A 19,569-nucleotide genomic window follows, 5' to 3' on the forward strand; every position below is an offset into this window, starting at 1 on the left:
TAAACATATCAAATTAAAAAGATTGGTGGTTTTTTAAGATGAAAAGATATAATATTACAGTAAACGGAAAAGCTTATGACGTTGCAGTTGAAGAAGTCGGCGGAAGTGCCGCAGCTGCTCCTGTAGCCGCAGCCCCTGTTGCTGCCGCTCCTGCTGCTCCAGCTCCAGCCGCTGCACCTGTTGCAGATGGCACAAAGGTAACAGCTCCAATGCCTGGTACTATCCTTGACATCAAGGTAGCTGTAGGCGACACTGTTAAGTCTGGTCAGGCTATCTGCGTACTCGAGGCTATGAAAATGGAAAATGACGTAAACGCTCCTTGCGACGGTAAGGTACTGAGCGTTAATACAACTAAGGGCTCTGCTGTTGAGACTGGTGCAGTTCTTGCTGTTATCGGCTAATAACATTCCTGAAAAATAACGAAAGGATCGATTTAAAATGGCAAAGCTTAAAATAACTGAAACTGTCCTCCGTGACGCTCATCAGTCACTTCTTGCTACAAGAATGTCAATGGACGATATGCGTCCTATACTTCCAGAGATCGACAAGATCGGTTTTTATTCTGCTGAGTGTTGGGGCGGTGCTACATTTGACTCATGTATCAGATTCTTAAATGAAGATCCATGGGAAAGACTTCGTATACTTAGAAAAGAAATGCCTAACACAAAGCTCCAGATGCTTTTCAGAGGTCAGAATATGCTTGGCTACCGTCACTATGCTGATGACCTTGTTGAGTATTTTGTACAGAAGTCTATTGCAAATGGTATTGATATCATCAGAATTTTTGACGCACTGAACGATATCAGAAACCTTGAAACAGCTATCAAGGCTGCTAAGAAGGAAAATGGTCACGCTCAGGTTGCTATCTCGTACACACTTGGCGAGGTATTTACTCATGAGTATTACATGAACTATGCAAAGCAGATCGAGAATGCAGGTGCAGATTCTATCTGTATCAAGGATATGGCGGCTCTTCTGACTCCATATGAGGCTGAAACACTTGTTAAGGATCTCAAGTCAGCAGTTAAGATCCCGATCCAGTTGCATACTCACTACACATCAGGTCTTGCTTCTATGTGCATCCTCAAGGCAGTTGAGGCTGGTGTTGACGGCGTTGATACAGCAATGTCACCACTTGCTCTTGGTACATCTCATGCGCCAACTGAGTCTATCGTTGCCACATTCAAGGGCACTGAGTATGACACAGGTCTTGACCTTGTTAAGCTCAACGTGATAAGAGATTACTTCATGAAACTCAGAAAGAAGTACATCGACAACGGTCTGCTTGACCCTTCAATGCTCGCTACAAATACAAACGCACTTCTTTATCAGGTACCAGGCGGAATGCTTTCAAACCTCCTTTCACAGTTGAAGCAGGCTGGTAAGGCAGATCAGCTTGATGATGTTCTAAAGGAAGTTCCAAAGGTTCGTAAGGACGCAGGTTACCCACCACTGGTTACACCTACATCACAGATCGTTGGTACACAGGCTGTGTTCAACGTAATCATGGGCGAGAGATACAAGACAGTTACTAAGGAGTTCAAGGGACTTGTTAAGGGCGAGTACGGTAAGACACCAGTTGCTATCGACCCTGAGTTCCAGAAGAAGATTCTTGGCGACGAAGAGCCTATCACTTGCCGTCCTGCTGACCTTCTCCAGCCAGAGTTTGAAACAATGAAGAAAGAGGCTGCTGAGTGGACAGAGCAGGAGGAAGATATCCTCACATATGCAATGTTCCCTAAGGTTGCACCTAAGTTCTTCAAGGATAGACGTGATAGAAAGTACGGCGTTGACGGTAAGCACTCAGACGCTGAAAATAAGGTTCACCCAGTTTAATAACAATTATCCCACAGTTTCGGCTGTGGGATTTTTTTGTTTACGGCTCTTGAAAAATTTGTACATTTGTGCTATAATTAATATACATTTTTTCGGGAGGACGCCAAGATGAACAAAAAGGAAATAAATGAAATAAAGAAAAACTTTAATGACGATTGCGGCTTTTTTACCGTAAACCACGTTGTTACGGCATTTGTGGACGCTGAAAAGAACATAAAGTGCAAGACCAATCAGCTTTACAATACTATTCCGCAGGACGAGGCGGAGCTGATAATGATAAACCTGAAAAAGGTGCTCAGCGGCTCTATCGGTAAAAATCTGCTGGAATATTCGTTTCCTAAGGACGCCTACCTTGAGGGCGGTGCTCAGCCTTTCATGTACGAAACACTGCAAAGCAAGCTGCTTGATGAAGAAAAGGTGGACAACTTCCTGAACGCTATAGTTGAAAAGGTTGAGTATGTGTCAACATATACCATTTTTGCGGCACACTGTACATATTCCGTGCTGAGGAAGAACAAAATGGACGAGTTTGAGGACGAAGCTGACACAGATTACAATTTTATAGTGACAGCTCTTTGCCCTGTAAATCTGCGTATTGACGGACTTGTGTATGATGAACAGGACAACTCTATTGCAAAGAAAGAGTCATGTGATAGAATTGTTGAACTGCCAAGTGACGGCTTCCTGTTTCCTCTTTTCAATGATCGCGCACCTGATATCAACGGAGTGCTTTACTACACGAAAAACGCAAAAAAGCCGAACACTTCCGTTGTGGAAGAGCTTCTGGGTTGTGAGTTTTCAATGACCTGTCAGAACGAAAAGGAAACTTTCAAGGATATCCTCACAAGCGTTGTGGGTGATGAGCTTGACTATGATCTTATCACTACTGTGAATGACAAGATTTCCACATTTGTTGACCAAAATGCTCATGAAACTGAGATACCGACAATTGACGAACATAAACTTTCGTCCATTCTGTGGGAAGCTGGAGTTAGTCAGGATAAGCTTGATAATCTTCCTAAAGTTTTTGACGCTGCGGCTGGAGGGAAGCCACTCACAGCGGTAAACCTTGTGGAGAAAAGGACCGTAGTTTCTGCTCCAAGCATAACCGTAAATATTGGCAAGGACGCTGTTGACAAGGTAAAAACTCAGATAGTCGATGGCAGAAAGTGCCTTATAATCAATCTTGATGACCCTGAGATAGAGGTCAACGGACTTGAAACTACAATAAAATAAGCACAAAAAAAGGCAGCCTTGAGCTGCCTTTTCTTTATGTGAGATCACCGAATGTGAACTTGCCGTTTTCCAGTATCAGATAGCTGTGTGCTGAATTTTCTTTCGGTATGGAAACAGAACCGGGGTTTATATAGGTGTAATCGCCGCAGTCTTTAATAACAGGTACATGGGTGTGACCGTGGAGCAGAATATCGCCCTTAGACAGCGGTGGCAGATTGTCGCAGTTGAATTTGTGACCATGTGTGGCGAATATCCTCAGTCCGTCACAGCATATATAAGCATATTCCGCCATAACAGGGAAGTCAAGCACCATTTGATCGACTTCTGTGTCACAATTACCACGTACGCACAGAAGCTTGTCTTTTAGCGGATTGAGCATGGCTATCACCTGCTTTGGCGCATATTCCTTTGGAAGGTCGTTTCTTGGTCCGTGATAGAGGATATCACCCAAAAGAATTAGTTTTTCCGCGCCGTTTTGCTCAAAGGCTTCAAGCATTTTTTTGCACCAGTAAGCCGAACCATGAATGTCTGACGCTATCATAAGTTTCATATTTTACACTCCTTTATTTAATGATCTCAGATGCAAGCTTGTGCAAAGACACATACTCTGGCTTTATTTTGTTATATATATCGCAGCCTTTTTCCTTTTTGAACTCTTTTACCATTCTGATATAAAGCTGCTGTTTTGTTGTGGCGTCAATGACTGCTTCTCTTATAAGTGCCAGTTCGTCTTTGTTGCATTTGCCGTCGAGTAGCTCATCAAGTTTTACGGATAGTACATCATGGTAAACAACCTTTTCAGTTTTCTGAGCCGTCATCGTTTTATCTTCATCAGCGGTGCATGTATTTTCGGATTCCTGTAGTCCTTTAAGTCGCAGATATCTTGGCCTGAGAAGCTTGTAAAAATCTGTAGCCTGCTTTTTATATACCTTTGCAAGAGAATTGTGAAGCTCCTCTTTTGTGTTAGACTCAGCTATAAGTTTGCTGATCTCTTCTATTTGCTCTTCGCTGCAAATGTTTGCAAGTATGCTTTGAAGATCGTTGTTTTTTTGTGTGGTACACTTTTTTCTACCCTTTTTCACTTTGACGATAGTTTCAACAACAGGATCACTTTCTACTTCGACAATATCAGGTGCACAGGCTTCTGGCTCTTCTTCGACATCTTCTGTATTACCATTCATATTTTCGTTTAGTGTAACAGAATAATCTATAGCCGCAGGCTCAGGGTTTGGCTCATCAGCTTCATCAAGAGTTATCTCTGACTCTGTCTGAATTTCTGCTGTTTCTTGTATTTCCTCTGCTTTTTCGACTATATGTTTAGTCGATTCTTCATCTTCATCTTCATTGTTTTCGGTCGGATTAACCTTATGATTAGCGAAATTAATAGCGGTTTGTATTGTCCTAGTTCTGTAGACCATAGCATTTGGGCTATCAACATACTTACCGTGCCAGAAATCATGAAGAAAGTCAAAACCTCTGTCATTGCTGATAACAAAAATATTCGTATAAGTATCCTTGGCTACCAAATAACCCAGAAGTGTTGAAAGCTGAAAATCCAGGGCATTTTTGCCACCAACGTTTACCTTGAAGTATTCAATATCAGCCTTTGATGTAAGAACTTTCTGGTGCATTTCGAAGTTAATGGTATCGGAATTTTCACTGTAAAAAATTATGACGGTATCAGTTTCAGTTAAATTGTCTATGCCTTGAAGTCCTTTGGATTTGACATTTTCAAAGTCTACCAAATAAATTTTCATGTTGATCTATCCTTTCTTTTTGTGTCGTATAAGAATCGTAGCTGCGATTATAACAATAAGTCCGCCTGTCGCAGTTGTTGTCATAAGTATGACATTTTTGCCCTTTTCATCGTTCTCACTGCTATCAGGGACGACCTCCTCATAGGTATAAGTTTTTGTTCTTAACGCCTTGTCTATACAAGAAGCAATAAGTGCATGACCTTTTTTATTAGGGTGTATATCAAAGTCATTTATGTTGGTCAGTTCCTTTCCGTGACCGCTGAATTCACTAAAAACATCTGCCACTATGTATCTCTCATTTTCATTTTCGTCAGTGGAGTGTTCTTTGATAATGTCGTTAAGCTTTGAAATTTTATCCTTCGACATACTCTGGAAAACAACAGCCGCAGTGAAATTATCAAGCGGGTCATATAGTGTCTGAACGATTATTTCACCCTTACTTTTAGCTTCAACAGCGTTAATTATATCATCTAGAGTGCTCGTAAAATTTTTCAGCGCCTTATCCATATCATCAGACATATCCTTCATATCCATTGCAATGCCAATAATATCCTTGGTTTTATCCATCAAATCAGACAATGTGCTTTTAGAAGTAATGCCCAGATCGTTCATCAAAAAATCTATGAAAAGACCAAGAATGTCATTGCCACCTATGGATATAATAACAGCGTCGCTGTCTGCAAGGTCAGCGTCAAATTCGCCTGAATTAATGCGGTCAAGAAGCTGCTGTGAAGTGTCGCCCACAACAGCAGAGTTCACAAGCTTACAGCCGCCAGCGTCTTTAAGCTCAGCGTCATACTGGTCGTGAAGAAGATTTGCATAAGACGCACAAGAATATCTGTTTTCACTGTAGCCTTCCAGACCATAGCCAGCGGCGATTGAATCCCCAAGTACAAGTATATTAGGCGGAACATTTACTTCATGCTTTATAACTTCAGCGTTACAGGCAAGAGGTGTGGCACATGCCATAACGGTTGCCGTGAAAAAAGCCGTTAATTTTTTTAACATCTTATCATCTCCTATATGAGTATATTAACCTTATTATATAATATATTGTACCACATTCAGGACAATTGTACAACATATTTTTTTGAAATTTCTTGACTTTTTTAGTGTGTTGTGATAATATATAATAAAAGAATATGAAATCAGTTTGGAAAGCGAGATTTATTATGACTGACTATTATTACCCTGTCCTCAGCGATGAAACGAGCCTGCCTTTGTATGTGCTTGGAATCGGTGCGAGAGATAGAGAATTTCATTTTGTAAGAGAAGATGGCTATCCTAATCATCAGATAATATACTGCACTCGTGGTCAGGGTCACATTATATTTGATGGTCATGAGTATGATATAAAGCCGGGTGATGCATTTTATCTGCCGCCTTCTGTGCCGCATGAGTATTATCCTGTTGGTGATATATGGGAAACCCACTGGATAACCTTTGAGGGCAGGGAAGCAATTGAAATACTCAAGCATATCAAGCTTGAGAAGGCTAAAGTGTTTCACATAAATGATATCAATGCTGTTGATGCCATATTTAAGAAGATACTTTATCTTATGAAGACTAATTACTACTACTGTGGTCACCAGTGTTCGGCATATCTATATCAGTTTCTTATTGAGCTACACAGAGTCGTAAACCTACAAAATGGTAGTCAGGACGGGCAAAAACTCAATCAGCTGCAGCCTGTAATTGATTATATTGATAAGAATTTCAGAAAAGAACTTACACTTGTGGAGCTTGCTGATCTTATTGACCTTTCACCGCAGTATCTTTGCAGACTTTTCAAGGAGTGTCTTAGTCTAAGACCTTTTGAGTATCTGGCAAGAAAGCGTATACAGCAGGCAAAGCTGCTTTTATTGGAGGATAAGCTTAACATCAATGAAATCGCTGCGGAGGTAGGTTATAACGATTGCAGTCATTTTTGTGCGGTGTTCAAAAAGCATGAAATGCTTTCCCCAGCAGAATTTCGTTCTCTTCATAAAAAAGCAGGTAATTAAAAATATGATGCCCCACGGAAATGGATTCCGTGGGGCTATTTTTTATAATATAGTTCCGCCTCCGATAACGTATTCACCGTCATAGAAAACCACTGCCTGTCCCTTTGAGATAGCTTTATGAGGTTCTTTAAAAGTCACGAGTACCTTGCCATCATTCATTGGTGAAACTGTACATTCAGCGTCCTTTTGATGATAACGTGTCTGAGCAGTGCAGGTTATAGGCTCTGTGAGTGTGTCAAACGGAATAAAGTTCACATCTCCTGCCACAAGGCTGTCACTGTATACTTCATCAGCCTTGCCCATAATAAGCCTGTTATGCTCCATATCTTTTGTAATAACGAAAAGCGGTTCGCTATATGAAATGCCTACGCCCTTTCGCTGTCCAATAGTATAGTGTATCAGACCTTTGTGTTTACCAAGCTTTGTGCCGTCAGAAAGAACGATATCTCCCGACTGCTGTTCACCGCAGCGTTTTGTGATAAAGCCTGCGTAATCACCGTCAGGGATAAAACAGATGTCCTGAGAGTCAGGCTTGTTTGCATTTATAAGCTTATTTTCTTCTGCGATATCACGGATCTTGTCCTTGTGCATCTCGCCAACGGGGAAGAGAGTGTGAGCAAGCTGTTCCTGCGTCATGCTGTAAAGCACATAACTTTGATCCTTTGACCTGTCAGGTGAGCGCTTGAGCAGCCACCTGCCTGACTTTTCATCAAACTCTCTGGCAGCGTAATGTCCTGTAGCGATATGGTCAAAACCCAGCAGCTTTGCACGCTCATAGAATTTTGCGAATTTCAGATGTTTGTTGCACTCGATACACGGATTAGGCGTGCCGCCTGCAAGATATGTATCAACAAAATTGTCGATAACATAGTGCTTAAAATCATCAGAAAAATTGAATACATGGAAATCAATGCCTAGTTTAAAAGCAACAAAACGTGCGTCCTCTACATCATTGAGAGAACAGCACGTTCTTGTTTTATCCAGACCGATGTCCTCATTGCTGTAGAGCCGCATGGTAGCCCCTGCCACGTCATAACCCTCATCAAGAAGGAGCTTGACCGAAACAGAGCTGTCAACGCCGCCGCTCATTGCCACAAGAACTTTATCAGCCATTGCAGTTCTCACAATCAGGAGCAGACTGCTTACCTACGAACGGAGTTGGATCTATACCCTGTCTTTTATAGTAGTCAGAAACAGCGGCTTTCATTGCTTCCTCCGCAAGAACAGAGCAGTGAAGCTTTGCTGGTGGAAGACCGTCAAGAGCTTCAACAACCGCCTTGTTTGTAAGTTTCAAAGCGTCCTCAAGCTTTTTACCCTTTATCATTTCTGTAGCGATAGAAGATGTAGCAACAGCCGCACCGCAACCAAAAGTCTTGAACTTAACGTCAGTTATAACGCCGTCATTGACCTTGATGTACATTTTCATAATATCTCCGCACTTAGCGTTTCCTACCTCGCCGACACCGTCAGCATCTTCAATCTCGCCGACATTTCTCGGATGTGCGAAATGATCCATTACCTTTTCGCTGTATATCATTTTTTATTCCTCCTAATCAAGTGTATAGTCGTGAATATTTTCAGTTCTGCAAATTCTTTCCCAAAGTGGTGACATACTTCTCAGGTGCTTTACGATAGGTGGAAGAACCTCAAGAATATAATCAACATCTTCCTCTGTGTTCTCGTCATTGATAGAAAGCCTGAGTGAACCGTGTGCTACTTCGTGTGGCAGACCAAGTGAAAGCAGAACGTGTGACGGGTCAAGTGATCCGCTTGTGCAGGCTGAGCCTGATGAAGCGGCAACGCCTTGAAGATCAAGTGAAAGAAGCAGGCTCTCGCCCTCTACTCCGCGAACAGATATGTTTACATTTCCTGCAAGTCTGTGTTCTGTGTCACCATTAAGTCTTGACTCAGGTATCTTGAGCAGACCCTCGATAAGTCTATCTCTCATCTTTCTAACACGCTCATTCTTTGCAGGGATATCCTTTACAGCATCAGTGATAGCAACGCCGAGAGCCACGATAGAAGGTACGTTCTCGGTACCTGCACGCTTATTTCTCTCCTGTGCTCCGCCGTAGATAAGGTTAGGCAGATTGATGCCTGTCTTTACATAAAGCGCGCCAACACCCTTTGGAGCGTGGAGCTTATGTCCTGAAAGTGAGAGCATATCAATGTTCATATCTTTAACATTGATATCAATATTTCCCACAGCTTGAACAGCGTCAGTATGGAACCATACGCCATGCTTGTGGCAAACTTCGCCGATCTCAGCGATAGGCTGTATAGTACCGATCTCGTTGTTAGCTGTCATTATTGTAACAAGGCAGGTATCATCACGGATAGCGTCCTCGACCTGTTGAGCAGTAACAAGACCCTTGTCACCTACAGGAAGATATGTTACCTCAAAGCCAAGCTTTTCGAGATACTGACAAGTGTGCAGAACCGCATGATGTTCAAAAGCAGTTGTGATGATATGCTTCTTGCCCTTTTTTTCTCCAAGCTGTGCGCAGCCTCTTATAGCCCAGTTGTCAGACTCAGAGCCACCAGCAGTGAAATAGATCTCGTTGACCTTCGCACCAAGAGCGTTTGCGACCTGTTCTCTTGCTTTAAGAACGGCTTTTGCACATTCCATTCCCAAAGAATATATACTTGACGGATTTCCGTATAGCTCAGTGAAATAAGGCAGAGCGGCGTCAAGAGCTTTCTGAGATACTCTAGTCGTAGCTGAGTTATCTGCATAGACAAATCTCTTTTCCAATTAAATCATACCTTTCATATATAGATTTCTATTTTATTATATACTAAATTACTACAAAATGCAATAGTTTTCCCTAACTTAATAAAAAATTAATATTTATTTAATTCTATTTATACTGTTTAGAGCCCATTACTGCAAGTTCGTCACAACGTTCGTTTTCCGGATGTCCTGCATGGCCTTTTACCCAGTTGAAATTGACCTTATGCACCTCCAGCAGATCAAGAAGCTTTTCCCACAGATCACTGTTTAGAGCCTTTTTCTTGTCCGATTTCACCCAGTTGTTTGCACGCCATTTTTTGGCCCAGCCCTTTGTAACAGCGTCGATTATATACTTCGAGTCGCTGTAAAGCTCTACCTCACATGGCTCTTTCAGTGCAGAAAGAGCAGTGATAACAGCGGTTAGCTCCATGCGGTTATTGGTTGTAGAGGGATCACCGCCCCAAAGCTCTTTTGAATTGCCTTTATATCTTAGTATAACACCATATCCACCCGGTCCAGGATTTCCAGAGCAAGCACCGTCAGTAAAAATTTCTATTTTCTTCATTTATTTATCTCCGTTTTTGTGATGATTATTATGCAAAACATATTATACTACATTTCTCTCTTTTTTTCAAGTACCTCTCAAGGTTTAATATTTTAATATTTATTACTTTTGAAATGTTCAAATTATACAAATGGCTTGAATGTCTTTGTATAAAATGAGAATTGACTTAAAGGACATTAAGCTTTATAATTGTAGTGTAACATTGGTTGTTAAGACAGAAAATCATTTGATTTGGAGGTCAATTATTTTATGAAGATCAAGAAGGTTCTTGCATTGGCAGTAGCGCTTACATCTGTTTTTGCAGTTGCAGGTTGTGGCTCCACAGGCGACAGTAGTTCAAAGGTATCAACAGTAAAGAAAGTTAAGGTCGAGGACACACAGGAAATAGAGGCTATCCCTGACGATGCTCAGAAAACTATCCGTTGGATGGGTACATATGACCTTAACCCTGACGAGAAAAAGGGCGAGGATAAGTCCGTTGAGATGACCCTTTTCAACAACAAGGGTGGTAAAGTAGAGTACACAAGAGTAACTGATAGCGAAAAATTTGACCAGCTCGCTAGTGCTATCATGGCTCAGCAGAATGTGCCTGATATCTTCAAGTATGAGTGGATGGCTTTCCCTGCACAGGTGCTTAAGGATATGTATCAGCCGGTTGACGATATTGTGAACTTTGACGATCCGTTGTGGGCTGATGTGAAAACAGCGGCTGATAAGTTCGTTATGGGCGGCAAGCATTATGTTGCTCCTATAAGCTTCACAGTCGGCACGCTTATGATGTACGATCAGGACGTTATTGACGCTGAGGGTCTTGACGATCCATATGAGCTTTATCAGAACAACGAGTGGAATTGGGATAACTGGTATGACATGATGTCGGAGTTTGTTTCAAATGCTCCTGCTGATGTTGAGAGATTTGGTATCAATGGTTGGTTCCAGACACAGGTCATTCAGCAGACCGGTAAAACAATGGTAAACTATGACGGAGAGAAGTTCACAAACAATATAAATGACCCTGATATTGAAAGAGCAGAAGATCTGCTTTATCAGGTAGGTAAGAACAACCTTGTAAACGGCAACTGGCTTGGCAATGCTAAGCAGGCACTTAAAGACGGAAATCTGCTGTTCTACTGCATGGGTACATGGGCTATGACAGGAAATAACGGACCTTCTGACGCTGACACTTGGAGAGTGGTCCCTGTTCCGTCTGATCCTAACACTGATGAAAAGTACATGACATCTGATATGACGGCATATATGTGGGTAAGAGGTTCAACAGCTAAAGAGGCTGTAAAGTGCTGGTATGAGTGTTGCAGAATGGCTAACACAGATGAGACATATAAGGAAAACGGCAAGGAGAAATTCCTCAATGCTAACCCTAACTGGACAGAGGATATGTATCAGGTGATCGTTGACTGCTCATCTTCTGAGTACAATCAGGTGTTTGACTACGGCTACGGAATTTCTTCCACAATGTCTGACGACAACGCAAATGAGGACGGCAACTGCGTAACAAGAAAGCTTTATGAATACACAAACAAGGCTGACGATAACGGCAAGCAGTTCTCATGGACAGAGCTGAGAGAATCATACTCTGCAACTGTTGACGCCGAGCTTAAGACTATCAACGACGCTGTTGTTGCATTCAATAAGAAAAATTCATAAGATTACTTTACAAGACTTCGATTTTATCGGGGTCTTGTTTTTGCATAAAAATATGGCTCTGAGTTTTTGCTCAGAGCCTTGCTTTGTTATATTTAGCTGTCCATGCCCTCACGAACAGACTTGATAAACTTGCCAACATATTCAGGAGCGTCTTTGCCGTGTTCCTCAACAATTTTAACAACAGCACTTCCCATGATAACGCCGTCAGCGTACTGGGACATTTTCTTTGCCTGCTCAGGATTTGAAATTCCGAAACCTATGCAGCAAGGGCAGTGATCGTTGTTTCGGATAGGTGCAAGCAACTCGTTGAAGTCTGTTGTTATCTCAGAGCGCATACCAGTAACGCCCAGTGAAGATACAACATACAAAAAGCCCTTTGACTTTTCTGCTATCATTTTTACACGCTCGTGTGAAGTCGGTGCAACAAGGAAGATAGTGTAGATACCATTTTTCTCAGCCTCGCCCTCAAGCTCTTCACGTTCTTCAAAAGGCATATCTGGAACGATAACGCCGTCTATCTGAGTTTCTTTGCAAAGCTCAAAGAACTTTGCTGTACCGAACCTGAAGATAGTGTTTATATACATCATCAGAAGCATAGGCTTGTCAGTCTGTGTGCGGAGTTTTCTTACAAGGTCAAATATCTTGTCAAGATTCGTTCCGCCGCTCAGAGAACGCAGAGAAGCTTTCTGAATAGTTGCACCCTCTGCGATAGGGTCAGAGAACGGCACTCCGATCTCGATAATGTCAGAACCATTTTTATACATTTCAAGAACGCACTTTTCTGTTGTATCCATATCAGGATCGCCTGCGGTGATAAATGTCACAAGCGCCTTTTTGTTTTCTGCTTTAAGCTTTTCAAAACAAGCGTCTATCCTATTCTTCATTGAGCTCGACCTCCCTGTATCTTGCTATTGAGTATACGTCCTTGTCGCCTCTGCCTGAAAGGTTGATGACAAGTATTGAGTCCTTATCCATTGTAGGAGCAATCTTAAGCGCAGCGGCAACTGCGTGTGATGACTCGATAGCAGGGATTATACCCTCTGTTCTTGAAAGGTACTCAAAAGCACAAACTGCTTCTTCATCGGTTATGTCAACATACTGCGCTCTGCCTATAGAGTTAAGATATGCGTGCTCAGGTCCGATACCTGGGTAGTCAAGACCTGCGGAAATTGAGTAAACAGGGTCGATCTGACCATATTCGTTCTGCAAGAAAAGCGATTTCATGCCGTGGAATATACCAAGTGAGCCTTTTGCAACTGTAGCCGCATGGTCAGGTGTGTCAATGCCTCTGCCTGCTGCTTCTGCACCAACAAGCTTGACTGACTTGTCTTCGATAAAGTTGTAGAATGCACCCATAGCGTTTGAGCCACCGCCTACGCAGGCAACAACGCAATCAGGTAGTCTGCCTTCCTTTTCCATAAGCTGTGATTTTATTTCAGCACTGATAACTTTCTGGAAATCCCTAACCATTGTAGGATATGGGTGAGGTCCCATTACAGAGCCTATGCAGTAGTAAGTTGTGTCGATATTTGATACCCAATCTCTGAAAGCTTCATTGATAGCGTCTTTCAGTGTAGCAGTACCGCTTGCAACGCCTGTTACCTTTGCGCCAAGAAGATTCATTCTGTAAACGTTAAGGGATTGTCTTTTCATATCGGTCTCGCCCATGTAGACCTCACATTCCAGACCCATAAGAGCGCAAACTGTAGCGGTAGCAACACCGTGCTGACCGGCACCGGTTTCAGCGATTATGCGCTTCTTACCCATTTTTTTTGCCAGAAGTATCTGACCCAAAACGTTGTTTATCTTGTGTGAGCCTGTGTGGTTAAGATCCTCACGTTTGATGTATATTTTAGCTCCGCCAAGATCTTTGGTCATCTTTTCTGCATAATAAAGCATTGACGGTCTGCCTGCATAATTGTGGTAAAGCTCCTGGAGCTCTTTGTTGAACTCAGGATCGTCCTTGTATTTATCGTAAGCTTTTTCAAGCTCGTGAACAGCAGTCATGACAGTTTCAGGAATATATTGTCCGCCAAATTCGCCGAATCGTCCAATTTTACTCATTTATATCCTTCTTTCGGTATTATTTCTGATAGTTTCAACTATCCTTTTTATCTTGTTTTCGTCCTTGAAGCCATTGGTTTCCACTGAACTTGAAAAGTCAACGCCATAAGGTTGTACCTTTTCCATAGCATAGCAGATGTTCTCCTCATTCAGTCCGCCTGCAAGGAAAAACGGCTTTGATATGTTTACCTGTGAAAATATATCAAGGTCAACACGCTTGCCAGTCCCACCGTAGCTGCCTGCTGAAAAGCTGTCTATAAGCAGCTTATGGACGGGAAGTGCGTCAGCTTTTGCAATATCATCAGCATATTTCACACGAACGGCTTTCCATATCTCACAGTCGCAGTTTTTACGGAGTTTATCAATATACTCTGCGTTTTCTTCACCGTGAAGCTGGATAACATCAAGCTTATGTGCAAAGCTTTTCAGAATATTCTCTATAGGCTCGTTTACAAAAACGCCCACTCGTTTGATTTCCTTATTAAGAAGAAGTTCAAGATCGTAGAATGTGTCAATGTCTACCGTGCGTTTAAAACCCTCCGACAGTATAAAGCCTGCATAATCAGGGTGGTATGTGTTCACATAAAGAATATCGTTCACACGGCGCATACCACATATCTTGATTTTTGTCATTTATACGCCCTCTCTCAGTTCATGGAGAGTTGTACCGATATTGCCGCTTCTCATAAGCGTTTCACCTATAAGCACAGCGTCTGCCCCAAGGCTGCGTACCTTTTTCATATCGGCATTTGTTTTTATACCGCTTTCAGAAACGAGCACTGCATGGTCGCCTACTATATTGCTGAGCCTGCCTGTGGTTTCAAGGTCAACGTCAAAAGTGTAAAGATTTCTGTTGTTTATGCCAAGCATATCAGGCTTAAAACCAAGCGTCTTTTTATACTCTTCCTCGTTGTGCACCTCTACAAGACATTCAAGGTCAAGCTCGTGTGCAATGTCAGAATATTCTTTCATCTGACCCTCGCTGAGTATAGCCGAGATAAGCAGCACTGCATCAGCACCTAAGGCTCTTGCCTCGTAGAGCTGATATTCGTCGATAACGAAGTCCTTGCGGAGTATCGGCAGATTTACAGCCGCTCTAATAGCTTTGAGATATTCCCCAGAGCCTTGAAAATAGTGCTCTTCCGTCAGGCAGGAGATAGCATTCGCACCGTTTTTCTCATATTCGCAGGCGGTATTCACAGGGTCAAAGTCAGGGCAGATAAGTCCCTTTGACGGCGAGGCTTTCTTTACCTCGCTTATGACGGAAAGGGTGTCACGCTTGATAGATTTTGAAAAGGAAACTGTCTGATACTCTTTTTCGGCTGCCATGTATTTGATATCCTGTCTTGAAACTTTTGATATATCTCTTTCAAGCTGTTCTTTTCTTTTGTCGCAGATATTGTCTAGTATCATTATTTATCCTCTGTTAGTAAGTTCAACAAGTTCTTCAAGCTTTTTAAGAGCTTTTCCGCTGTCTATCATTTCAGCTGCAGTCTTTACGCCCTCTTCGATGCTGTCGCATTTGCCGCAGATATAAAGTGCACAGCCTGAGTTGAGAAGAACAATATCTCTCTTTGCACCCTTGATTGTGCCCTCAAGTATACCTCTTGTGATAGCTGCGTTGCCCTTTCCGTCCTCGCCAACGATGTCAGAAAGCTTTCCTCTTTTAAGACCGAAGTCCTCAGGCTTTATCTCATACTTGATAATCTTTCCACCATTTATCTCGCAGATAGTTGTAGGAGCTGATATAGAAACTTCGTCAAGTCTGTCGTTGCCGTAAACGAGCATTGCTCTTTTTATGCCTAGGTTCATAAGCACCTTAGCCATTGGTTCAAGCAGATCAGGATCATATGTGCCAAGTATCATGAAGTCTGCTTTTGCAGGATTAGCGAGAGGTCCGAGAATGTTGAAAACAGTTCTTACACCTATCTGCGCTCTTGTAGGTCCTACAAATCTCATTGCTGAGTGATATGACTGTGCAAACAGGAATGAAAGACCGATCTCGTCAAGGGACTTTTCAGCCTGTTCATGTGTTGACTGAATTTTAACTCCAAGAGCCTCGAGAACATCAGCCGCACCGCTCTTTGAAGAAACGCTTCTGTTGCCGTGTTTTGCGACTTTCTGTCCTGCTGCCGCAATTACGAATGAAGAGGTTGTGGAAATGTTGAAGCTGTTTGAAAGATCTCCACCTGTGCCAACTATATCAAGAGTACCCTTGACGTTGACCTTGGACATTTTCTCTCTCATTACCTTTGCAAAACCGGTTATCTCGTCAATAGTCTCACCTTTCATTCTCAGAGCTGTGAGCAGGCAGGCGATCTGAGCATTAGAAGCTCTGTCGCTCATGATGATATCCATTGCTTTATAAGCTTCGTCCTCAGTTAGTGACTTTCCATCACATACTATTTTGAGATACTTTTTAAGCTCAACTCTTTCGCTGTCAGGAAGAGCAGCTGACTTTGTTTTTGTGGTCTTTATGCCTGCGATATCGTTCAGGAAGTTTTCGATTATCATGTTTCCAACTTCGCCAGTGAGAACTGACTCAGGGTGGAACTGAACGCCGTAGGTCGGGTGTTCTCTGTGTCTTATTGCCATTATCTGAGCTTTATCGTCAGTTGCAATAACAGACAGGCAGGTAGGAAGTGAAATGCTGTCAACAACAAGTGAGTGATATCTTGCGGCTTTTATTGTGCTTTTCAGACCGCTGAAAAGTGGGTTTGCAGTGTTAAGATTGATATCTGTCTGCTTGCCGTGAAGCTGCTGCTTTGCGTGAACTATCTTTCCACCGAATGCTTCGGCTATCGCCTGGTGTCCCAGACAAACGCCAAGTATAGGGATCCTGCCACTGAATGTTTTTATGACCTCTTCGGAAATTCCTGCGTCCTTTGGATAACCAGGACCAGGGGAGATGATGATAGCCGCAGGTGACATTTTTTCGATCTCTTCTATGGTTATCTCATCATTTCTTGCTACTGTAATGTCTTTTGTGAGTACGCCTACAGCCTGATAAAGATTGTAGGTAAAGCTGTCATAGTTGTCAATAAGTAAAATCATAGTAATCTTCCTTTACAGTACAAACTTATCAATGAAAGTTTTGTCGTTGAAGTAGTTTATGCCGATAGCATTCCTTATTTCTGAAACAGTTTCGTTTGAAACCTCTATTGCACGTTGTGTGCCTTTTTTAAGTATCTCTATGAGCTGCTCTTTGTCTTTTTCATATTCCTCACGTCTTGCTCTGATTGGTGCGAGAAATTCCTGCATAACGTTGTTAAGGAACTTCTTACATTTCATATCGCCAAGGCCGCCACGCTCATAATGTTCTTTCATCTCTGCGAGGTTCTTATAGTCAGGGAAGTATTTAGCAAAATCTTCGTCCTTGCTGAATGCGTCAAGATAGATAAATACTGGATTGCCCTCTGTGTGACCGGGGTCGCTTACATTGATGTGTATAGGGTCAGTGTACATTGACATTATCTTGTTTTTCAGCGTTTTTTCATCGTCTTTAAGGTAAATGCAGTTGCCAAGAGATTTGCTCATCTTTGTGTTGCCGTCTGTACCAACAAGTCTGTTGCAGCTTGCGTTGTCTGGGAGAACAGCCTCAGGCTCAACAAGTATATCGCACTTATAAATTCTGTTGAAGCTGTTTACTATCTCTCTTGCCTGTTCAAGCATTGGAAGCTGATCTTCTCCAACAGGAACATACTTAGCCTTGAATGCTGTGATGTCTGCTGCCTGGCTGATAGGATATGTCATAAATCCAACAGGGAGGTTTCTTTCAAAGTTTCTCATTTTTATCTCAGACTTGATAGTAGGGTTTCTTTCAAGTCTTGACATTGTAACGAGGTTTGAATAGTACATTGGAAGCTCATAAAGTGCTGGGATATGTGACTGAACGAAGAATGTTGTCTTGTCAGGCTCAAGCCCTACCGCAAGATAGTCAAGCATTACCTCAAGAATGTTTTGTCTTATCTTCTCGGGATTGTCAGCGTTATCTGTAAGTGCCTGAAGATCGGCTATCATAACGAACTGATCGAATTTTCCTGTGTTTTGAAGTTCAACTCTTTTTCTGAGGGAACCTACATAATGACCAAGATGAAGTGATCCAGTTGGTCTATCGCCTGTAAGAATAATATTATTGCTCATGTTATTAACTCCTTTTAAATTATAATTTGCTTGCTTCTTTTATTGCATTTATAACAGCCATTGCCTTGTTGCATGACTCCTGATATTCGTTCTCAGGAACTGAGTCTGCGACAACTCCGCCTCCTGCTTGGATATAAGCCTTGTTATTTTTGAAAAGCACTGTTCTTATAGCGATACAAGTATCCAGCGAACCGTCAAATGCAAGATAACCAACTGTTCCGCCATAAAGGCCTCTTTTTGTTGTTTCAAGCTCGTCGATTATCTCCATTGCTCTTACCTTCGGTGCGCCTGAAAGAGTGCCTGCAGGAAGAACTGCCATAAGTGCGTCAAGAGGTTTCTTATCTTCTCTCAGTGTACCCTTTACATTAGATACAAGGTGCATCACCTTTGAATATCTTTCAACTATCATCATGTCTGTAACAGTTACGGAGCCGAACTCAGAAACCTTTCCTATGTCGTTTCTTCCAAGGTCAACGAGCATTGTGTGTTCAGCTCTTTCCTTTGGATCGTTGAGAAGCTGTTGTTCATTGCGGATATCTTCGTCGTAGGTCGCTCCACGCTTGATAGTGCCTGCAATTGGTCTTGTTACTACCGTTCTGTTTTCTACTGATACCAGCATTTCAGGTGAAGCGCCTGCAACAGCATAATCATTGTGCTTAAAGTAGTAAAGGTAAGGTGACGGATTAGTGGAGCGGAGCATTCTGTAAACGTCAAAGCTGTCAGGCGGATTGTCTATCTCAAATCTCTGTGACGGAACTATCTGGAAGATGTCGCCCTCTTTGATGTATTCCTTAGCCTTTTCAACGTTTGCAAGATAATGTTCCTTTGTGATGTTGGATTTTACTGTGATGTTGTCCTCCATTGTCTTTGGAGTTTTCATAACAGGCTTGTAATTTCTAAGAGTTTCAACTACTTCGTTGCATATCTTTTCACATTCTTTGTATTTAGTTTCAAGATCATCGCTCTTATTGATGTTGAGGATTATTACAGCCTTGTTTGAAAGGTGATCGTAAGCAACGATCTTTTCAAAAAGGTGCAGGTCAGCGTCAGGAAGTTTAAGATCGTCCTCAGGAGGGGAGCAGAGAGTTTTTTCAAAATATCTTATCATATCATAAGCGAAAAATCCTATTAGACCACCTGTGAGCTTTGGATAATTATTAAATCTCGGTGACTTGTGGCCTTCGATTATCTCAGAAAAGAAAGCGATAGGATCATCGACTTTTACCGTTTCATCAGCCTTGCCTTTTTCTTTGACAGTAACAACGTGCTTGTCAAGAATATATTCGCATTTAGGATCAATGCCCACATATGAATATCTGCCCCACTGGTCTTTATTATCTACAGATTCAAGAATGAAACAATCATCATACGCCTCGTGCAGACAGTTAAAAAGTTGTATTGGCGTACATGAATCCATGAGAAGCTCATAGAATACAGGCACAGTCTTGTAGTTTTCAAAAAGTTTCTTTACTTGTTCAATAGCAGGGTACAGCATAAATATTCCTCCTAAATGCTTTTTTGTCGTAAAATTGACAATAAAAAAAGTCCTGTCATCACACATAACAT

Annotated in this window: 19 protein-coding genes; 5 read left to right on the top strand and 14 right to left on the bottom strand. The window is 42.1% G+C overall.

Translation table 11 applies throughout. The features are described from left to right. Nucleotides 1–38: 38 nt before the first annotated feature. From RBI_RS06080 to RBI_RS06090, 3 genes are all read left to right on the top strand, one after another. On the top strand, nt 39–401 hold the full coding sequence (locus RBI_RS06080; RefSeq protein WP_022288410.1) for a biotin/lipoyl-containing protein: 363 nt from the start codon (nt 39–41) through the stop codon (nt 399–401). 37 nt (nt 402–438) lie between these two features. Next, nucleotides 439–1,836, top strand: a complete 1,398-nt coding sequence (locus RBI_RS06085; RefSeq protein WP_038671752.1) for an oxaloacetate decarboxylase subunit alpha — start codon at nt 439–441, stop codon at nt 1,834–1,836. A 108-nt stretch (nt 1,837–1,944) separates the two neighbouring features. Then, entirely contained in the window at nt 1,945–3,072 is a 1,128-nt protein-coding gene (locus tag RBI_RS06090; protein WP_038671755.1) for a DUF4317 domain-containing protein, read from the top strand. A 34-nt stretch (nt 3,073–3,106) separates the two neighbouring features. Here the strand turns inward: RBI_RS06090 and yfcE are convergent, their stop codons facing one another. Genes yfcE through RBI_RS06105 form a run of 3 tightly spaced genes read right to left on the bottom strand, consistent with a single transcriptional unit; the run spans nt 3,107 to nt 5,837 of the window. Continuing rightward, nucleotides 3,107–3,622 carry a phosphodiesterase gene (gene yfcE / locus RBI_RS06095; RefSeq protein ID WP_038671757.1) on the bottom strand — a complete coding sequence of 172 codons (516 nt, stop codon included), beginning with the start codon at nt 3,620–3,622 and terminating at the stop codon, nt 3,107–3,109. Between the two features lie 13 nt (nt 3,623–3,635). After that, nucleotides 3,636–4,829 (bottom strand): PIN domain-containing protein, encoded by a 1,194-nt coding sequence (locus RBI_RS14065; protein WP_051706531.1) that lies wholly within the window; start codon nt 4,827–4,829, stop codon nt 3,636–3,638. A gap of 6 nt (nt 4,830–4,835) precedes the next feature. Then, nucleotides 4,836–5,837 carry an SGNH/GDSL hydrolase family protein gene (locus tag RBI_RS06105; RefSeq protein ID WP_051706533.1) on the bottom strand — a complete coding sequence of 334 codons (1,002 nt, stop codon included), beginning with the start codon at nt 5,835–5,837 and terminating at the stop codon, nt 4,836–4,838. A gap of 164 nt (nt 5,838–6,001) precedes the next feature. On the opposite strand from RBI_RS06105, the gene RBI_RS06110 reads away from it, so the two are divergent. Continuing rightward, on the top strand, nt 6,002–6,832 hold the full coding sequence (locus RBI_RS06110; protein ID WP_038671759.1) for an AraC family transcriptional regulator: 831 nt from the start codon (nt 6,002–6,004) through the stop codon (nt 6,830–6,832). A gap of 42 nt (nt 6,833–6,874) precedes the next feature. On the opposite strand, the gene mnmA is transcribed toward RBI_RS06110, so the two are convergent. The 4 genes from mnmA to rnhA all read right to left on the bottom strand — a co-directional run bounded on the left by mnmA (nt 6,875) and on the right by rnhA (nt 10,131). Then, nucleotides 6,875–7,945: a tRNA 2-thiouridine(34) synthase MnmA gene (gene mnmA, locus RBI_RS06115; protein WP_038671761.1), complete on the bottom strand. Its 1,071-nt coding sequence runs from the start codon at nt 7,943–7,945 to the stop codon at nt 6,875–6,877. Next, entirely contained in the window at nt 7,938–8,369 is a 432-nt protein-coding gene (gene nifU / locus RBI_RS06120) for a Fe-S cluster assembly scaffold protein NifU (RefSeq protein ID WP_022288418.1), read from the bottom strand. Before nifU ends, mnmA begins: the two co-directional genes overlap by 8 nt. Nucleotides 8,370–8,381: 12 nt before the next feature. Further along, nucleotides 8,382–9,587 carry a cysteine desulfurase NifS gene (gene nifS / locus RBI_RS06125; protein ID WP_038671763.1) on the bottom strand — a complete coding sequence of 402 codons (1,206 nt, stop codon included), beginning with the start codon at nt 9,585–9,587 and terminating at the stop codon, nt 8,382–8,384. Nucleotides 9,588–9,693: 106 nt separating this feature from the next. Then, nucleotides 9,694–10,131 carry a ribonuclease HI gene (gene rnhA / locus RBI_RS06130; protein WP_022288420.1) on the bottom strand — a complete coding sequence of 146 codons (438 nt, stop codon included), beginning with the start codon at nt 10,129–10,131 and terminating at the stop codon, nt 9,694–9,696. A gap of 249 nt (nt 10,132–10,380) precedes the next feature. Between rnhA and RBI_RS06135 the strand changes: the two genes are divergently transcribed. Then, entirely contained in the window at nt 10,381–11,796 is a 1,416-nt protein-coding gene (locus RBI_RS06135; RefSeq protein WP_038671765.1) for an ABC transporter substrate-binding protein, read from the top strand. A 92-nt stretch (nt 11,797–11,888) separates the two neighbouring features. Here the strand turns inward: RBI_RS06135 and trpA are convergent, their stop codons facing one another. The 7 genes from trpA to trpE are packed head-to-tail and all read right to left on the bottom strand — an operon-like array spanning nt 11,889 to nt 19,498. Beyond that, entirely contained in the window at nt 11,889–12,680 is a 792-nt protein-coding gene (gene trpA / locus RBI_RS06140) for a tryptophan synthase subunit alpha (protein WP_038671767.1), read from the bottom strand. Beyond that, the gene (gene trpB / locus RBI_RS06145) at nt 12,670–13,860 is read right to left on the bottom strand and encodes a tryptophan synthase subunit beta (protein WP_038671769.1); all 1,191 of its coding nucleotides are present in this window, start codon (nt 13,858–13,860) and stop codon (nt 12,670–12,672) included. The genes trpA and trpB overlap by 11 nt, the downstream gene beginning before the upstream one ends. Continuing rightward, complete coding sequence (locus RBI_RS14785) at nt 13,861–14,493, bottom strand: phosphoribosylanthranilate isomerase (protein WP_038671771.1); 633 nt, start codon at nt 14,491–14,493, stop codon at nt 13,861–13,863. It lies immediately after the preceding gene. Next, on the bottom strand, nt 14,494–15,273 hold the full coding sequence (gene trpC, locus RBI_RS06155) for an indole-3-glycerol phosphate synthase TrpC (protein WP_038671773.1): 780 nt from the start codon (nt 15,271–15,273) through the stop codon (nt 14,494–14,496). A 3-nt stretch (nt 15,274–15,276) separates the two neighbouring features. Continuing rightward, nucleotides 15,277–16,914 (bottom strand): bifunctional anthranilate synthase component II/anthranilate phosphoribosyltransferase, encoded by a 1,638-nt coding sequence (locus RBI_RS06160; protein ID WP_038671775.1) that lies wholly within the window; start codon nt 16,912–16,914, stop codon nt 15,277–15,279. 12 nt (nt 16,915–16,926) lie between these two features. Beyond that, nucleotides 16,927–18,003, bottom strand: a complete 1,077-nt coding sequence (gene trpS / locus RBI_RS06165) for a tryptophan--tRNA ligase (RefSeq protein WP_038671777.1) — start codon at nt 18,001–18,003, stop codon at nt 16,927–16,929. Nucleotides 18,004–18,022: 19 nt separating this feature from the next. Continuing rightward, nucleotides 18,023–19,498: an anthranilate synthase component I gene (gene trpE / locus RBI_RS06170; protein WP_038671779.1), complete on the bottom strand. Its 1,476-nt coding sequence runs from the start codon at nt 19,496–19,498 to the stop codon at nt 18,023–18,025. Nucleotides 19,499–19,569 lie beyond the last annotated feature (71 nt).

The organism is Ruminococcus bicirculans (ex Wegman et al. 2014) (genome assembly GCF_000723465.1).
GTDB lineage: Bacteria > Bacillota > Clostridia > Oscillospirales > Ruminococcaceae > Hominimerdicola > Hominimerdicola aceti.

What these genes read in the sequence shown, in the direction of transcription:
- RBI_RS06080 (WP_022288410.1), top strand. Translation starts at nt 39, where the DNA reads ATGAAAAGATATAATATTACAGTAAACGGAAAAGCTTATGACGTTGCA.
- rnhA (WP_022288420.1), bottom strand. Translation starts at nt 10,131, where the DNA reads ATGAAGAAAATAGAAATTTTTACTGACGGTGCTTGCTCTGGAAATCCT.
- trpC (WP_038671773.1), bottom strand. Translation starts at nt 15,273, where the DNA reads ATGATACTAGACAATATCTGCGACAAAAGAAAAGAACAGCTTGAAAGA.
- RBI_RS06085 (WP_038671752.1), top strand. Translation starts at nt 439, where the DNA reads ATGGCAAAGCTTAAAATAACTGAAACTGTCCTCCGTGACGCTCATCAG.
- trpS (WP_038671777.1), bottom strand. Translation starts at nt 18,003, where the DNA reads ATGAGCAATAATATTATTCTTACAGGCGATAGACCAACTGGATCACTT.
- RBI_RS06160 (WP_038671775.1), bottom strand. Translation starts at nt 16,914, where the DNA reads ATGATTTTACTTATTGACAACTATGACAGCTTTACCTACAATCTTTAT.
- nifU (WP_022288418.1), bottom strand. Translation starts at nt 8,369, where the DNA reads ATGATATACAGCGAAAAGGTAATGGATCATTTCGCACATCCGAGAAAT.
- RBI_RS06105 (WP_051706533.1), bottom strand. Translation starts at nt 5,837, where the DNA reads ATGTTAAAAAAATTAACGGCTTTTTTCACGGCAACCGTTATGGCATGT.
- RBI_RS14785 (WP_038671771.1), bottom strand. Translation starts at nt 14,493, where the DNA reads ATGACAAAAATCAAGATATGTGGTATGCGCCGTGTGAACGATATTCTT.
- trpA (WP_038671767.1), bottom strand. Translation starts at nt 12,680, where the DNA reads ATGAAGAATAGGATAGACGCTTGTTTTGAAAAGCTTAAAGCAGAAAAC.
- mnmA (WP_038671761.1), bottom strand. Translation starts at nt 7,945, where the DNA reads ATGGCTGATAAAGTTCTTGTGGCAATGAGCGGCGGCGTTGACAGCTCT.
- trpE (WP_038671779.1), bottom strand. Translation starts at nt 19,498, where the DNA reads ATGCTGTACCCTGCTATTGAACAAGTAAAGAAACTTTTTGAAAACTAC.
- yfcE (WP_038671757.1), bottom strand. Translation starts at nt 3,622, where the DNA reads ATGAAACTTATGATAGCGTCAGACATTCATGGTTCGGCTTACTGGTGC.
- trpB (WP_038671769.1), bottom strand. Translation starts at nt 13,860, where the DNA reads ATGAGTAAAATTGGACGATTCGGCGAATTTGGCGGACAATATATTCCT.
- RBI_RS06110 (WP_038671759.1), top strand. Translation starts at nt 6,002, where the DNA reads ATGACTGACTATTATTACCCTGTCCTCAGCGATGAAACGAGCCTGCCT.
- RBI_RS06135 (WP_038671765.1), top strand. Translation starts at nt 10,381, where the DNA reads ATGAAGATCAAGAAGGTTCTTGCATTGGCAGTAGCGCTTACATCTGTT.
- RBI_RS14065 (WP_051706531.1), bottom strand. Translation starts at nt 4,829, where the DNA reads ATGAAAATTTATTTGGTAGACTTTGAAAATGTCAAATCCAAAGGACTT.
- RBI_RS06090 (WP_038671755.1), top strand. Translation starts at nt 1,945, where the DNA reads ATGAACAAAAAGGAAATAAATGAAATAAAGAAAAACTTTAATGACGAT.